Here is a 15,220-nt window from a genome sequence, read left to right on the forward strand (position 1 = left end):
ATCGTGTATGCCCCTCAACGAAAAAAAGGGCGGAGAATGAACAAACGTCATTCTCCGCCCTCTTTTTGGGTCCATCCCTACCGATGCGCACGCAAACCGTACCCTAACAAGACCGTCAGCCGCTTGATCAAAAAGCAGGCAAACGATCCAAAAAGGGAATAAAAAAACCGCGCTGAACACAGCACGGATTTGGGCGCAATGATAGGTTGAAAACCTGGAGCAGTGATGATATCCGTTGTTCTTAACTAATTCCAAGGCAGGAAATGGGCCAACGCAAATAAACTTTGCAAACAGCGCAAAATTTTGGTGGGATTACTCCTTGCCTTCGATATGGAATTGATCTAGTTAAGAACTACCGCCGACATCAACATCTCTCCCTTGATAAGGTTAGTTTCACTATAGCGCACCGTTCCGGCAGCCGTCAAGAATGACAGCGACCCATCGCTCTTGACTGGCTGTTGCGCTTCGCACTAGGAGCGCAGCCGCAAAAGCTTCGCGGCTTCCTCGTAGCGCTTCTGCCTTTCCCGGTCTTGCTCGGTAGGCACTGCAATCCGCGACAAGTCGAGATTGTCCTCGATGTCGCCCAGCTTCACCACTCGGGCAATCGGGTCTTCGCTGGCCCGCCTGATAAAGTCTGGATAGCTTTCGCCTTCGCGTCTGGTCAGGGCAATCATGGCTGAAACAATCGCTTGGGAAAAACCTGCTGCCCGCAAATCTTCCTCCGTGATCGCCGTGTCTTCCAAAACGTCGTGCAAAACCGCCGCGATTCGCGTCTCGTCCGTCGGCATTTTCAGCATGACCCGCAACGGATGCAGGATGTACGGGTGATTGCCTTTGTCGGTTTGGCCCGCATGCGCTTGAGCCGCAAGTGCAATTGCTTTTTCCAGCGTTCCCATCGTCCTCGCCTCCTTGACACTAATAAGCCCTTGTCCTTCTATGAGCAGCGCTCCACCTCAGACCGCCTTTTTCTTCTGAGGGCAAACAGACACAATCCATACAGTACAGAAGCTGCCACGCCCATGTAATACATAGGCGAACCTGCGCTAAAAAATACCCCGCCGACCTTCCAGAACAACAAGACGGTCACGCCTATTCCGGCTGCACCGTAAAGAGCCAGCTCCACGAAAACCGCTCCGGCACTCCTGTTCAGACGCAGCAATCGCATCAACCGATCGATCACGAGGGAAGCAGGGATGCCACACGCAAAAACCAGCGGAAAGGTAATCATGGCTGTAGGCAACATCATGAAGCGATCGTGAAAAAAGACGAGTGCGGCGCCGAGCGTAAACAGGAAGCTGGTCATCACAGCGGCTATAAAACGGTCTGCCATGACGAAACATTCCCCCTTCCTATGCCTTGCCTGCTTCCGCCACTGCCAGATTTTCGCGCACAAACAAGTCCGGATACGCCAGCACAAGCCCCTGCTCATCGACCGTGATGTTTTCCACAAATGAACCCGCCCGATACTCAAAGACAGACGAACCCGCATCAGCCGAAAGCAGCGTATATTGCTGCCTCGCTCGCCGCCAGGTCAACTCGTAAGCCGAAAAGTACACGACGTCAATCTCCTGCGGCACATGCGGGGCAAATGACAGCCTTCTGATCGGCAGCGTATTCGTAAACGGCGTGCAGGAAATGTCAATATCCACACAGCCCGCCAGTTCGGGGATTGGCTCACCTTCCGCATTTGTCCACTCCCCCTGCCCATCTGACAAAAGGCACAGTCCGTCTGTTTTTCCCAGGTGACGAATCGTTACTTTTCTCGTCGCCCACTTGCTATCCAGTTCAGTGACATAGTGGGTTCTCACCCATTCGCCCTGTTCGTTCATCCCCATTACAAGGCTGTCAAAAATCAACCGCTCATTGCTCTCGCTAATTTCCAGATGCTCGAAGCCCAATCCGCTATGCGGCTTCCAAATCACATTAGCAGGCAGCATGCCTATACCCCCGATCACACGTTCTCATTTCTTTCCATCCCCAGTTTACCACGCATTGGATGGAATTGGAATCTAGCAAACACAATTGCGCCCAGCGCAGAATACGCTATTTTCACAAGCAGAAAAAGGAGAAGCAGCATGGAAAAGACTTCATCACCCTTGAGCGAAGCGCAGATGCTATCGATCATTCGCGATGGCCTGCCTCGGACAACACAACCGAAAAAGGTTTTGATCGCAGGCGCTGGCATCGCCGGTCTGGTAGCCGGCTCGCTGCTGAAACAAGCCGGGCATCATGTCACGATCGTGGAAGCCTCGGAACGAGTGGGAGGGAGAGTGCTTACGCTGCGCGCCCCTTTTACAGACGGGCACTACGTGGAAGCAGGAGCGATGCGCATTCCGAACACTCACTTGTTGACGATGGCGTATATCTCCAAATTCGGCCTGCCACTCAACGAGTTCATCAACAGTACACCGAACGACCTCATTTACGTAAACGGGATCAAAACACGCCGCCGTCTGTACGAGCAAAATCCTGATCTGTTGCACTTTCCCGTCGCTCCGCACGAAAAAGGCAAGTCAGCCGATGCCCTTGCCCTCATGGCCATCCGGCCGCTTATCGATTTCATCAAAAAACATCCCGCCAAGCATTGGCCCATCGTCATCAAGGAATACGACCGCTACTCGATGGAATACTTTTTGCGCCACAATCCGATCAGCACGTCGCTCTCAGCCGCTGCCGTCGACAAAATCAAAGTGATGAGCGGCTTCGAAGGATTCCCGGAGCTGTCTTTTCTGGAGATTTTCCGCGATTTCATCCTGTTCGATACGCCCACCCGCTTCTATGAGATCACGGGTGGATTCGACTTGCTTCCCCAATCGTTTGCCCCCTCCCTGAACGAACGTATCCGCTTCCATCACAAAGTGGACCGAATCAGCCAAAAAGAGCAGCAAATCGCCTTTTCCGGGGTGGACACCGCCACACGAACGCCGTTTGAGCTGACAGGCGACATCGCGATTATTACGATTCCGTTTCCGGTCCTGCAATTTATCGACGTCGAGCCGTCGAACCTGTTTTCTTTTGGCAAATGGAAAGCCATCCACCAGTTGCACTACGTCTCGTCGACGAAGATCGCCTTGCAATTTTCCCGCCGCTTTTGGGAAGAAGCTGGTCTGTACGGCGGGCAAGCGATCTCAGACCTGCCTTTGCGCTTTTCCTACTTTCCAAGCCATGGATTTGACCAGTCTGGCGGAGTCGTTCTGGCGAGCTACACGTGGGAAGACGATGCGCTCCCCTGGCTTTGCCTGTCCCATGACGAAAAAATTTGGCAAGCGCTGCGCCAGCTTGCGGTCCTGTTCGGCGAGCAAGTCTACAAGACGTTTGTGACCGGAGTTACCCATCATTGGCTGCTGCAACCTTACGCGGGTGGCGGCTTCGCCCTGTTCAAGCCGTTTCAGGAGACGGAGCTGTCGGCAGCCTTGACCTCGATGGAAGGACCAGTCATTTTCGCCGGAGAGCATACTTCGCCCGCTTATCACGGCTGGATTCAAGGCGCGATCGAGTCGGGAGTGCGCGCGGCTGTGCAGGGACATCACTCGCGCATCGGCGATTTCTAAATGTCTGAGACGGAAAGCTCGATCAGACCATTTCCTTCTGCCGTTCATCCACCTGCACTCGCACACTGCCCGTCAAAAGCTTTTGCATCAGCTCTTTTTTGATCGCGATGAGCTGTGTTTGTTTGGCCTTTTCCATCGCAAGTTTTGCGAGCACGCTTTTGATCCCGGCCACGATTTTGTGCTGCTCGGTGAGGCTCGGCAAAGGAATCAGGAGCGTCTCCACCCGTTTCAAACCGAGCTTGGGCACTCCCGTCACGCCTTTTAACGCGGCAATCTGTTTCTGGCAAAGCTCCGAGCCAAGGGCAAACATCAAAAAATCAAGGTCGATCCGGTCGGAGGTCGGGGTGATCTTGGCCGCATTTTCTGTCAAAAGAGCGCCGTCCAGACAGTCGGGAACACGGCCCGCCACTCCGAGGTAAATGCCCGCGATCGACAAGTACATATCTTGCTTGGAGATCGTGTAGCGCTTGATTTTGCCGTAAATTTCTTCGCTCACGTATTTGAGCTGTTTTTGGCTCACGGTATAATCGCGAAAATCGGACACGCGGATGTACGGATACGGAGTCTGCTCTTCCAGCAGGCTGTAGCCTTTGGGCACTCTTTTCCCGCCCTTGACTCTGGCAATCTCCTGGAGCTTGACCAGCGACCAGTCCGCCGGGATCGTTCCCAACTCGGTTTGCCGGAAAGAAGTGTGACCGATTCCACGCGTAAACAGCTGCTGCATCAGCCCTCTTTTCACGACCTCGACTTGTTCGATCATCGCTTCTGTCTTCTCGATCACCCCATCTACTGCGGCGAGAATGGAGGCGATTTTTTGCTGTTCAGCCAACGGCGGATACCAAACCGGAATGGATTCAAGCTGCTTCGTGCTGATATTGAGCTGGGCCACGCCAGCCGCCATCGTCCACACTTGATCGCGAAACCACTTGGAGGTCACCACGTATTTCAAATATTCGCTGTGCAGCAACGAGCTGTCTTTTATTTGCAACCTGCCTACCCGCTGGTTCAATAGCGCGGGGAGGTCGGTCGCTTTGACCTCGGCAAAGTTTTCGATACTGCCTGACATGCCGAGCAGCAGATCACCCGGTTTCAGCAAATACGCCGAGTGCCCAGCCAGAGCGGTTTCGTCCATACATTTGGCCTGTGTCAAGTCCAGGCGGCCGTTCTTCATGTTGCTCATCCGCACGACGGGAATCCCTTCGTCCACGAACGCAGCGGAGGGGAAAGGATAACCGCCCTGGACATGCACAGCCCAGCCGAGCGGCCCTTTTTTCCACTCAGGCATCATATCCCAACTCCTTTAAAAAGCCGAGCATTCTGCCCTCGATCTCGCTGCGTTCTTCCTCCAGCCTGCGCAGCTTGACAAGCGCTGCCCCCACATCAATCTGCGCCTCCTGCTCGGACGAATCGATGTAGCGTGCCAAATTCAAATTATAGTCATTTGCCTGAATTTCGCTGTCGTGGACCAGCCTGCAATACTTTTCGATGTCCACCCCGCGTTCGTAGGCAGACACGATGCTCTCCACGTCGGAATCGCGCAAAAAGTTTTGGTTTTTTCCTTCGTGGTAGCCTCCGGTGGCATTCAGGAAAAAGACATGCTGCCTTTTCGCCGCTTCTTTGTTTTTGTTCAACAGCAAAATGCAAGCCGGGATTCCCGTGCCGTAAAACAAATTCGGCGGAAGGGCGATCACCGCTTCCACCAGGTCTTCTGCCAAAAGTCCTTTGCGGATGGCCGCTTCTGCACCGCTGCGAAACAACACCCCGTTTGGCACGACGACGCCTGCCTTGCCGTTTGGGTTGAGCGTTGCGACCATGTGCTGGACGAAGGCGAGATCGCCTTTGTCTTTGGGCGGAATCCCGAAGCGAAAGCGGGACAGTTTATCTGCCTTCGCTTCTTCCTGCCCCCAGTTGCTCAGGCTAAACGGCGGGTTGGCGATCACCCGGTCGTATAAAATCAGCTCTCCGTCTGCAAGCAGCTTCGGTTCGCGAATCGTATCGCCTTTTTCAATCCGGTGGTCGCACAGGCCATGCAAGAGCAAATTCATCTTGCCAATCGCCCACGTCTTCAGATTGCGCTCTTGTCCATGCAGCGCGATACGGCGCGGATTGCCGCCTTTTGCCCGGATGTAGTCGGCCGTTTGAATCAGCATCCCGCCAGACCCTGCCGTCGGGTCACACACGCGCATGCCTTCCTCCGGTTTGATCAGCTTGACGATCAACTCTACCACTTTGCTCGGCGTGTAGAACTCCCCGCCCTTTTTTCCCGCATCGTCTGCAAACTGTCTGATCAAATATTCGTACGCCCGTCCCAGCATATCCGGCTCGGTCAGACTGGCGTTTCCTAAAGAAATCGCAGAAAAGTGCTTGATCAGCTGCTGCAACAGCCGGTCGGGCAAACGTTCGGAATCGTTGTAATCGATCGTCGCCAGCACCCCGGAAAGCGTGGCGTTTTCCTGTTCCAATGCCGCCAGCGCTTCGTTGATTGCCTCGCCGATTCCTTCCGTCACGCTCTGGATTCGCTCCCAGCGAGAGCTTGCCGGAACGACAAACTGGTGAGCGTCATGCTCTGCCTGCCGCGCCTCCTCGCCTGTTGTTGGCGCAATATGCACCTGGCTTTCCTCAAACACATCGTTCAGGCGCTTCAGAAAAAGCAGTCCGAAAATATAGTTTTTATAGTCAGCGGAGTCGATGCTTCCGCGCAAAATATTGGCTGACTCCCACAGGTGAGACTCCAGTTGCGATAGCGTTAGTTTGGACATGCTGACCTCCCGATTTACCATAAAGAACCACTATTCATTCATAGTGGTTCCCTGTCCTCGCATGAGCATAAAAGGGATGAGTTCTGTTGCTCGATTTTCACTTTAGCCGATTTTCCCCATGTTTACTAGCGAACACATTTTGAAAACAGGATCTCAGAAGAGCTTCGTACCGAGCACTACGTAACCCCCGGCCAAAAACCAGAGAACGTTGACGATTTCCATGATCCCGACTGTTTTGACAGGCAGTTTGACTTTTTTCGCCGCGATCGCCATTTTGACGATGCCTGGAACAAAAATCAGGCTGAAAAGCGCAGGAACTGGCAACACCAAGGGCAGTGCGAGCAAAAGCAGATGATAGACGATGCCGACGCTTTGAAACATCCGGTTGTTCTTTTCGCGGAACACGGCTTTCACGAAAAAGACGCTCCCTGTGAAATACGCCACGTTCAACGCCATCGCTGTGAGCAGTTCCTGCATGGGAGCGCCTCCGCCAAGCGCAGCGGAGACAGGCAGCAGCATCGTCAATCCGACGATTCCGAGCAAATCGTTGAGAAAATGCCGCTCCTGCTTGCTGCGGATAAACCAGATGCTGCCCGCGGCGCAGATTCCCATCACGACGAGCGGCCAAAAGGCCAGCGCGTTATGCAGCAGCGGATAGGCCAAACATATGGCGGCCACTCCTCCGAATACGAGCAAGGTGCGCAACACTTGACGCGCGAGCTTTGGCTGCCGCATCAAGACCAGTGCCGCGTTGACCGCGATAAAGCCGCAGAGCAAGCCCGGTCCGGCCAGCAAATGCAAAACATTGTTTTCCACCAGAAATACGCCGAACAAGTACGGCACGACAAACATGGCCCAGACACCGTGTTCGCGGGGCATTACCAGGGAAGCCCCGCCTCTTTTTCCGTTCGCCACCTTTGTTACACCCCTCTTCCTGTTTCTTTCACGGCTTCCATGATCGCCGCTTTTTTCGCTTGATCCAGCACATGCTCTGCCATCGGAAACAGCAGCTTTTCTTCTTTATGAAAATGATCGTGCAAAAGTCGGTACAGCGTCGTCGTGACTTCGCGCAGTCTCGTCGTTTCGCGCCCGACACATTGGCAACATACGGTTTCTTCGCGCAATTTGCTCAGCTGGCTGACAAGCTGGCGGTGCTCCTCCATCATCATCTGGACAGGCTGCGCCGTGTACCCCAGCGACTCCGTCAAGGCGACAAACAATAGCTCCTCTTCCCGTCTGTGATGCTCCTGCAAGCTGTCCACCAGCTGTGCGATTGTCAGCCGAAACTCTTCCACCGTTTGCGCGCTCATGATTCGGCTTTGATAGACGAGCTGTTTCAGCTTTTCCATCGATTGCTCCAAGCTTGCGTGCTCCGAAGAAAACAAATGACCAAGCCGCTCTTCTCCATCCGTTTGTTGACCGTTCATACGGGTCCCTCCCCCGCCGCTTTCTCAAAGACCTCTTTTAAGTGCCTTACAAGCTGTGAACACCCTTACAATTGGAGTATAAGACGCTAGGAAAAAAAAGCCAACCTATCATGCAACGGTTGACTTCATTTGGCAAAAGCGATCGTGTACTTGAGTTTTCCCCTGCGATCAAGTGCGGTGAGCACGATCGCGTCCTTTTCCAGCGCGAATCCAACTTCTTCTTGAACCGGAACAGCGAGAAACTGGCAAGGGTTAAAATACAGGCGAACATGCTCACCTTCTTCTGTAAACTCCCATTTCGCCAAATGTCTCTCGATGATCGGGGCTGGTTGAAGCTCTGCATCTTCCGCCAAGTCTGTAATGCCGATTCGCATGCGAGCGTTTGTCAGCTGTGACAGCTGCTGGTCGAGCATCAGCTTATTCATGGCTGCGCCCCTCTTTTCGATAAAGAAATACTGCCAGCGGAAACAGCAGCAGATTGACGACGGAAAGCCCAATCACTTCTTCATATCGCGCAAAGTAAAACAGGTTGACGGTATATTGGGTGCAGATCAGGTTGGCAAACAGCACGAGACAAAGCAGCAGTACCCCGCGATAGCTACGCTTCATACGGCTTCACCCCAATCGCGTATATCACGCCATGTTCAACCGCCAGCTCGATTTCCGGAAGCGGTCGGCGCGGCGGGCCCGCCAGCGGATTTCCTGTCTCGACATCAAATTTGCCATGATGGCACGGGCAGAGCAGCTCATGATTTTCCTTGCTCCAGAACACCGGGCATTTCAGATGGGTGCAAGCGTTTTGATAAGCTTTGTACTCGCCTTCCCGAACACAGACGAGAAGGGCGCTGTCATGCGTTCCCGGATAGGCAAATTCCTTGGCATCCCCTGCTCGCAATGCAGCCACTTCCGCAATTTTTTGCCTCGGCTGCTCGCCTGCTTCCCCATGCAGCAGCTTCTGGGCCGCCATCGCTCCCCACGGGAGAGTGGAGACGGCGAACAATCCGGCAGCACCGACCAGCGTTTTCATAAAGCCCCGCCGATCGAGACTCCGCTCGTTCGACTTGACGATGTTGTGGGTATACGTATCATTCCGATCGGATCGTGGTTGTTTCTCTTCGTTCATGCTGCAGACCTCCTTCGACTAGAAAAGCTTCTGCACCCCTTGCAAAATACCGGGCAGACTGATTTTTACGTTCGTCTCGCTCTCCAGCGGCTCCAGGCTTTGACTGGCGATCCATTTGCCGCCTGCGAGCCGGTGCGCGGATTGTTTCTCGGCAAGCTCGCTCTCCGTTAGCCACTGGAGCGTATTGGTCGGACAAACCGAAGCGCACATCGGCGGGATTCCATCTTTGGTCCGGTCGTAGCACAGATCGCATTTGTACATCAGGTTTTGCTCCTGATCAAACTTGGGAATCCCGTACGGGCAAGCAATCGTGCAGTTTTGACAGCCAATGCACTTCTCTACGAGCGCCGAGAGCACTGCACCAGTGTCGGCGATTTGGATCGCTTGCGCCGGACAGCTTCGCGCACAAGCGGGATTGACACAGTGCAGGCACATCAGCGGGATCGTCTGACGCGTTTGCATCGGATCGACATCCATGACGTAGTTGCGATTTCGGCTGTCGTGTCCGCCGCATTGCGTGCAGGCAGCCAGGCAACTGCGACAGCCGATGCAGTTGTCCATTTCGATGTAGAGCAGTTGTTTAGCCATGCTGCCGTTCCTCCTCTTCGAGCTTGACGATCTCGGCTGCGCACGCCTTAAATTCCGGCATTTTGCTGTACGGATCAAGGGCAGGGTTCGTGAGCAAATTGATCGATTCATGCTTGCCCCAGTGGTACGGGACAAACACTGTATCCGGCCGGATCGCCGCGATGACTTTTACCTGGTATACCGCTTCGCCCCGTCTTGTTTTCAGCAAAACCTTTTCGCCGTGGGCGATTCCGTATTTTTGCGCGGTATCAGGATGCACTTCCAACAGCGGGTCCGGGTACATGTCACGCAAAAACGGGATTCGCCTTGTCTGATTCCCTGACAGGTAGTGATAGACGACGCGGCCTGTCGTCAGGCGCAGCGGATACTCTTCATCCGGTTCTTCGGCTGGCGGACGATAAGGCAGCGCACAAATTTTCGCCTTGCCGTCCGGATGGTAAAACGTTTTGTCGAGAAACAAATGCGGCTGTCCCGGGTCTTGTTCATCCCTGCACGGCCAGAACACGCCTTGCCGCTCTTCGATTTTCTCGTAAGTAATTCCGTAGTAGTCAGCGGTGCCGCCTTGGGAAACGCGGCGCAGCTCATCGAAAATTTCACGCGGCCCGCTCAGATGCTCGAAGTATTGACCGCGGCCCATCCGCTTGGCAATTTCAATCTGTATCCACCAATCCGGCCTGGACTCGGCATACCAGCTTTGGGCCTGGCGATGGCGGATGACGCGCCCTTCCAGATTCGTCGTGGTGCCATCGTCCTCCGCCCAGCTCGTCGTCGGCAGCACGACATCCGCATACTCAGCCGATTCCGACAGGTAAAAGTCCGAACAGACCATAAAATCGAGACTTTTCAGAGCTTCCCGGACATAGTTCAGATTGGGGGCACTGACCGCCGGGTTGGAACAGAGCAAGTACATCCCGCGAATCGTCTTGTTGTGCATCAGTTCAAACATTTCGTAGGCAGATACGCCTTTTTGCGGCATCTCCGCCACGGGAATCCCCCAGGCGCAAGCCACTTCCTGCACGTGCTGCGGATTATCCATTTTCCGATAGCCAGGCAGCTGATCTGCCTTTTGACCGTGTTCCCGCCCTCCCTGGCCGTTGCCCTGTCCAGTAAAGGTCGCCACGCCTGATTTCGGACGGCCGATCTTGCCCGTCGCAAGCGCCAAATTTGTATAGGCCGATACGTTATCCGTTCCTTTGGATTGCTGTTCGACACCCCGACAAAACATCACGATGGCCTCAGGTGCCTTGCCGTAAATCTCGGCTGCGCGAATGATTTTTTCCTGCGCAATGCCTGTAATCTCGCTGACGACCTCAGGTGTATACATTTCGACCAACGCTTTTGTTTCGGCAAAGCCATTGGTGTGATTGTGAATAAATTCCTCGTCGATGGCGCCATTTTCGATCAAAAGGTGCAGCAGTCCGTTCGCCAATGCGAGGTCTGTCCCTGGCCGCAAATCGAGGTGGACGTCAGCGCGGCGGGCAAGCGGTGTCTCACGCGGGTCCACTACAATCAAGTAGCCGCCGCGATTTTGCACTTCCCAAATCCGAAACATGCTGGTCGGATGGCATTCCGCCGCATTGGAACCGGCAATCAGCAAACAATCGGTTTGGTGAATATCTGTCCACGGGACGGTTGAGCCACGGTCGATGCCAAAGCTGCGGTTAAACCCGGCAGCTGCTGACGACATGCAAAACCGCCCGTTGTAATCGATATATCGCGTTTGCAGCCCCACGCGGGCGAATTTGCCTGTCAAGTAACATTTTTCGTTCGTCATCGAAACTCCGGAGTAGACTGACAGCGTATCTTTGCCATATGCTTCCTGCAATTCCGTGAATCGGCTTGCAATGAAAGTGAGCGCTTCGTCCCAGGACACCTCTTCGAAGCCTTCCGCCGTTCCTTTCCATGCCGGATTGCGGCGGATGAGCGGCCTTTTGATCCTGTCAGGATGGTTGACCTGCTGATAAGCGGTAACCCCTTTTGGGCACATTTTGCCTAAATTGACGGGGAAGTCGTAACGCGGCTCTACCCCGATAATCGTATTCGTTCTCGTATCGACACGCAGGTTCATCCCGCACTGCATGCCGCAATAGCTGCAATGCGTGCTGACCAGCTTTTCTCCCGGATGGAGCTTGTTTTGGATCTCCTTGAAAAATTTATCCTTTTGCATGCTGGTTCGCCTCTTTCTCCGATCGGTGATGGGTAGGAATGCCGGTAAAACGGAAGATGCGATATTTTCTGCGACAAGGCAGGCACAACTCCGCAAGATGGAAGCCTTCTGCCGTTTCGAAGCGAATCTGGTTTTCCTGCAAGACGTCGATCACGTCACCAGACTGCTCGGCGGACACAAACCGCTCTCCGCACACCTTGCAATGCTTCATTTCCTGCTCGGCATAATGCTCGCGATAATTGCGGGCGAAGACGCTCATCGGCCGGAACGGAATGTGCGCCAGCTTGCCAAAGGGCAAATAAATCAAGGTGACGATGACGGAAAACTGATGGATCATGCTCATCACCGGATGGCCGAAGCCGTGGAGAAACAGGTTGCTCACCGTCAAAAGCAAGCCGGTGATGCTGATGAACAGAAGCAGATAGAGCGGCAAGAAATCGTACAGAAAACTTTGCTCCGCACGGGCCTGCCAGTTTTTCAAGCGGCGGTACAGCGCCATGCACACTCCTGCGATCACCATGAACGCCGTAATGTTAAGCGCGTTGTAGAACAAAAAGGCAATCCAGCCATCCGCTTTGACTTGCAAAAGATCAATGCCCATCCCGACGACGGTGTAGGTGCCGTTATCCCCCATGGTGAAGTACATCCAGCCGAAGACGAGCGGAAATGTCACCAGTGCCGAGAGAATGCAGCCCCAGCCAAGCAGGATGTGCTGGGTCCAGCGATACCAGCCGCGATTCCAGATAAAGCGGTAGGTCGCCAGATGATCCACTGCCGTTTGCGGTGTGCTTTTGCGCAGCAACAGCCGCAACCCTTTTTTCAGGATAATGTTCGTTGGCGGTCGGTCAGCCCAAGCCGAGAACCGATAAAGAAACCCGCCGATGAACACGACTGTTCCCACCATGTAACCGTACAAGGCAAAATCCATGTGGGTAAAAAAACGAGAACCTAGGTACGAAGCCAAAAACAACACACAGACTGTATAGAAAGCCCTTCTGGCCACTTTGGACGCAAATGCCCGCTCCATGCGAACAACCTCCTCTGGTACAAAGCTTTGTCGATCGTTGGCTTTATTGTAACAAGGCCGCTGGCGCTCCAAAGTGACATACCTCACACCTGCATGCGATCGCCCAGAAGATGACACGCCTTTGTCAAAATCTCCGTGCTATAATGGGGCAGCAGGTTATGCGAGAGCAGAGCGGCAAGGAAAGCAGAGGTGCAACGATTCATGAAAAGTCTCACGTTTATTGAGCAGGTTTCTCCTGCTTTTGTTCATCAATTGGCACAAATCGGCACGAAGAAAAAAATGTCCCCTACAGAGTCCGTCCTGTTTATCGATGGGGAAGTTGCAGATAAGTTGTACTTGCTGGAATCAGGACAAATCAAGCTGACCAAAGCAACAGCCGACGGCAAGGAATTGACCTTGCAAGTATTTGGGCCAGGCGAGCTGGTCGGAATGGTCGGGCTTTTTGAGTCAGGCGTTACTTATACGTCTACAGCGACCATGCACGAGCCGGGCGAGGTCAACGTCATCCAGCGGAGCGCACTGGAGAAGCTGCTCTTGGAAAACGGTGAGTTTTGCGTCGACTTTTTGCGCTGGATGGCCATCATGAACCGGAGAATCCAATCCAAGTTCCGCGACTTGCTGTTGAACGGCAAAATCGGAGCCTTTTACTCCACGCTGATCCGCATGAGCAATACGTACGGAGAAGAACGAGAGGACGGCATTCTCATCAAGCTTTCTCTCACCAATCGCGATCTTGCCCAATTCATCGGCCTCACCCGCGAAAGCGTCAACCGGATGCTCGCCGATTTGAAAAAGCTGGATGTCATCGAGATCATGCCGCACGGATACCTGTTGATCAAAGATGTGGAGTATTTGAAAGAAGCAATCTGTTGTGACGATTGCCCGCCGGAAATTTGCCAAATGTAACAACGAACGCTGCACCGTTTGTCTCCTCCAAGCAGGAGAGCGCGTGCAGCGTTTTTTTGTATAAAAAAGACAGCCACGCGAACATGGCTGCCTTTTTTTCTAGCTGGTCGCAGAAACTGCCGGATTGCCTGGTTGAAGCTGTTGTGGTGTCAACTCGGTAAACATGCCTGCGTAATACTGGACGTCTCCCGCTTCATCCCGGATCGAGCTGATCGTCAGCCATTGGCGATAAACCTCGCCGCTCTTGCGCCTGTTCCAGATTTCGCCCTGCCAAAAGCCTGTGGCGGCAATCTGCTGCCACATCTGCTGGTAGAAGCCCGGTTCCTGCATCCCGGATTTTAACAGCTTCGGATTTTTGCCGACCACTTCGTGACGCTCGTAGCCCGTCACCGCAGAAAAAGCGGGATTTACATCGCGGATGATCCCTTTCGTATCGGTGATGACGATGGCTTCTCCCGTGTTGTCGACGATCGTTTTGGCCAACTGCATTTTTTCCTGATAGTACATCCAGAAGACGAGGATCAGACTGGCTAACGCTACCTCGGACAAGGCCATGAACCCGATAGCGTAGTGACCTGTAAGGCTAAATAATAGCGAGAGAATCAATGGCGGGAAAAATCCGCCAAGCCCGCCCATCGCGGAAACGATCCCGTTGACGATCCCGGCTTGCTTGGAAAAGTAGTACGGAACCATTTTGAAAATCGTCCCGTTCCCGATTCCCGCGCAGACAGCAATCGCCAGGCATCCGATCGAATACAGCTGCAACGACGGCGAGAACGACAGAACGACCCCGAACAAGCTCAGTCCGGCAAAGACCACCATTAACACCTTCAAAGCATTGAAGCGATCTCCGAGCCAGCCTCCCAGCGGCCGGGCGATGGTAGCCAGCGCAATGAATCCCGCTGTCCGCATGCCCGCGTCTATTTTATCCAACCCGAAGCTGCTGACGAGAAAGTTTGGCAAATAGACGGTAAAAGCGACGAACGAGCCAAACGTAATAAAGTAAAACAGGCTGAGAAACCACAGCTTTTCATTTCGGTAAACCCCTTTGATCTGCTCCATCACGGGAGTTTTAACCCGCGTTTCTTTACGGTCGCCCCAGACGAAGTTAAGGAGTGCAAACAGCACGAGCAACCCCAGATAAAGCTTCACAGTGCCTGACCAGCCAATCTGCTTCGCCACGATGGGCGCGAAAAACGTGGAGAGCGCGGTCCCGGCATTGCCTACTCCGTAAATGCCGTTGACGAAGCCGTGCTTTTCCTTCGGATAATATTTGGGCAAGGAAGTCACGCCTACCGAGAAGATCGCGCCGCCAATCCCCAGAAAAAACCCTCCGATCATCAAATCCGCCGCCGAACGTGCTTCACTTATGTAGTACACAGGCACGAGCAGCAGAAGAAAGCTGACGGTAAACAGCAGTCTCGCCCCGAAGCGATTCGTATAATAGCCAATCGGAATACGCAACAAGGAGCCTAGCAAGACAGGTATCGCCGTAATCCAGGCGATTTGTCCTGCTGACAATTGCAATTCCTCTTTCATAAACGGCATCAAAGAAGACAAGATGACCCAGACCATGAATCCAGCAACGAGGCTGAATGTTTGCAAGGGTAGCTGAATTTTGCGAACCATCTATCACCACTCCTTTTCGTTAGGAAAAAAACGGAGTCCGCCA

Annotated in this window: 16 protein-coding genes; 2 read left to right on the forward strand and 14 right to left on the reverse strand. The window is 53.6% G+C overall.

Annotation, left to right across the window (positions count from 1 at the left end; genetic code table 11):
• Nucleotides 1-470 precede the first annotated feature (470 nt).
• From M2298_RS20160 to M2298_RS20170, 3 genes are read right to left on the reverse strand one after another with little or no spacing between them, the layout of a single operon-like run.
• A complete protein-coding gene (locus M2298_RS20160; protein ID WP_280649014.1) occupies nucleotides 471-896 on the reverse strand; it encodes an HD domain-containing protein in 426 nt (141 codons plus the stop codon).
• A 38-nt stretch (nucleotides 897-934) separates the two neighbouring features.
• Nucleotides 935-1,330, reverse strand: coding sequence for a hypothetical protein (locus M2298_RS20165; RefSeq protein ID WP_280649015.1), 396 nt, complete (start codon nucleotides 1,328-1,330; stop codon nucleotides 935-937).
• Between the two features lie 19 nt (nucleotides 1,331-1,349).
• Nucleotides 1,350-1,937, reverse strand: a complete 588-nt coding sequence (locus M2298_RS20170) for a putative glycolipid-binding domain-containing protein (protein ID WP_280649016.1) — start codon at nucleotides 1,935-1,937, stop codon at nucleotides 1,350-1,352.
• A 138-nt stretch (nucleotides 1,938-2,075) separates the two neighbouring features.
• Between M2298_RS20170 and M2298_RS20175 the strand changes: the two genes are divergently transcribed.
• On the forward strand, nucleotides 2,076-3,551 hold the full coding sequence (locus M2298_RS20175; RefSeq protein WP_280649017.1) for a flavin monoamine oxidase family protein: 1,476 nt from the start codon (nucleotides 2,076-2,078) through the stop codon (nucleotides 3,549-3,551).
• Nucleotides 3,552-3,573: 22 nt separating this feature from the next.
• Here M2298_RS20175 and M2298_RS20180 read toward each other — a convergent pair whose 3' ends face one another.
• The 10 genes from M2298_RS20180 to M2298_RS20225 all read right to left on the reverse strand — a co-directional run bounded on the left by M2298_RS20180 (nucleotide 3,574) and on the right by M2298_RS20225 (nucleotide 12,642).
• Entirely contained in the window at nucleotides 3,574-4,839 is a 1,266-nt protein-coding gene (locus M2298_RS20180; RefSeq protein WP_280649018.1) for a restriction endonuclease subunit S, read from the reverse strand.
• Nucleotides 4,829-6,310 carry a type I restriction-modification system subunit M gene (locus M2298_RS20185; protein ID WP_280649019.1) on the reverse strand — a complete coding sequence of 494 codons (1,482 nt, stop codon included), beginning with the start codon at nucleotides 6,308-6,310 and terminating at the stop codon, nucleotides 4,829-4,831. The genes M2298_RS20180 and M2298_RS20185 overlap by 11 nt, the downstream gene beginning before the upstream one ends.
• Before the next feature lie 153 nt (nucleotides 6,311-6,463).
• Nucleotides 6,464-7,225 (reverse strand): YwiC-like family protein, encoded by a 762-nt coding sequence (locus tag M2298_RS20190; RefSeq protein ID WP_122964878.1) that lies wholly within the window; start codon nucleotides 7,223-7,225, stop codon nucleotides 6,464-6,466.
• A gap of 5 nt (nucleotides 7,226-7,230) precedes the next feature.
• Entirely contained in the window at nucleotides 7,231-7,737 is a 507-nt protein-coding gene (locus tag M2298_RS20195) for a hemerythrin domain-containing protein (protein ID WP_280649020.1), read from the reverse strand.
• Between the two features lie 125 nt (nucleotides 7,738-7,862).
• Nucleotides 7,863-8,162, reverse strand: a complete 300-nt coding sequence (locus M2298_RS20200) for a hypothetical protein (RefSeq protein WP_280649021.1) — start codon at nucleotides 8,160-8,162, stop codon at nucleotides 7,863-7,865.
• Nucleotides 8,155-8,346, reverse strand: a complete 192-nt coding sequence (locus tag M2298_RS20205) for a hypothetical protein (protein WP_122964875.1) — start codon at nucleotides 8,344-8,346, stop codon at nucleotides 8,155-8,157. The genes M2298_RS20200 and M2298_RS20205 overlap by 8 nt, the downstream gene beginning before the upstream one ends.
• Nucleotides 8,336-8,860, reverse strand: a complete 525-nt coding sequence (locus tag M2298_RS20210; RefSeq protein WP_122964874.1) for a Rieske (2Fe-2S) protein — start codon at nucleotides 8,858-8,860, stop codon at nucleotides 8,336-8,338. The genes M2298_RS20205 and M2298_RS20210 overlap by 11 nt, the downstream gene beginning before the upstream one ends.
• Nucleotides 8,861-8,878: 18 nt before the next feature.
• Nucleotides 8,879-9,448, reverse strand: a complete 570-nt coding sequence (locus M2298_RS20215) for a 4Fe-4S dicluster domain-containing protein (RefSeq protein WP_122964873.1) — start codon at nucleotides 9,446-9,448, stop codon at nucleotides 8,879-8,881.
• Complete coding sequence (locus M2298_RS20220) at nucleotides 9,441-11,615, reverse strand: molybdopterin oxidoreductase family protein (protein ID WP_280649022.1); 2,175 nt, start codon at nucleotides 11,613-11,615, stop codon at nucleotides 9,441-9,443. The genes M2298_RS20215 and M2298_RS20220 overlap by 8 nt, the downstream gene beginning before the upstream one ends.
• Entirely contained in the window at nucleotides 11,602-12,642 is a 1,041-nt protein-coding gene (locus M2298_RS20225) for a hypothetical protein (RefSeq protein WP_173599843.1), read from the reverse strand. The genes M2298_RS20220 and M2298_RS20225 overlap by 14 nt, the downstream gene beginning before the upstream one ends.
• 201 nt (nucleotides 12,643-12,843) lie before the next feature.
• Here M2298_RS20225 and M2298_RS20230 point away from each other — a divergent pair, with 201 nt between their 5' ends.
• Complete coding sequence (locus tag M2298_RS20230; protein ID WP_122964870.1) at nucleotides 12,844-13,548, forward strand: Crp/Fnr family transcriptional regulator; 705 nt, start codon at nucleotides 12,844-12,846, stop codon at nucleotides 13,546-13,548.
• A 99-nt stretch (nucleotides 13,549-13,647) separates the two neighbouring features.
• Here the strand turns inward: M2298_RS20230 and M2298_RS20235 are convergent, their stop codons facing one another.
• Nucleotides 13,648-15,177 (reverse strand): nitrate/nitrite transporter, encoded by a 1,530-nt coding sequence (locus tag M2298_RS20235; RefSeq protein ID WP_122964869.1) that lies wholly within the window; start codon nucleotides 15,175-15,177, stop codon nucleotides 13,648-13,650.
• Nucleotides 15,178-15,220: the final 43 nt, after the last annotated feature.

The sequence above is a fragment of the Brevibacillus sp. 1238 genome (assembly GCF_029892995.1).
In the GTDB taxonomy this organism is placed as follows: Bacteria; Bacillota; Bacilli; order Brevibacillales; family Brevibacillaceae; genus Brevibacillus; species Brevibacillus parabrevis.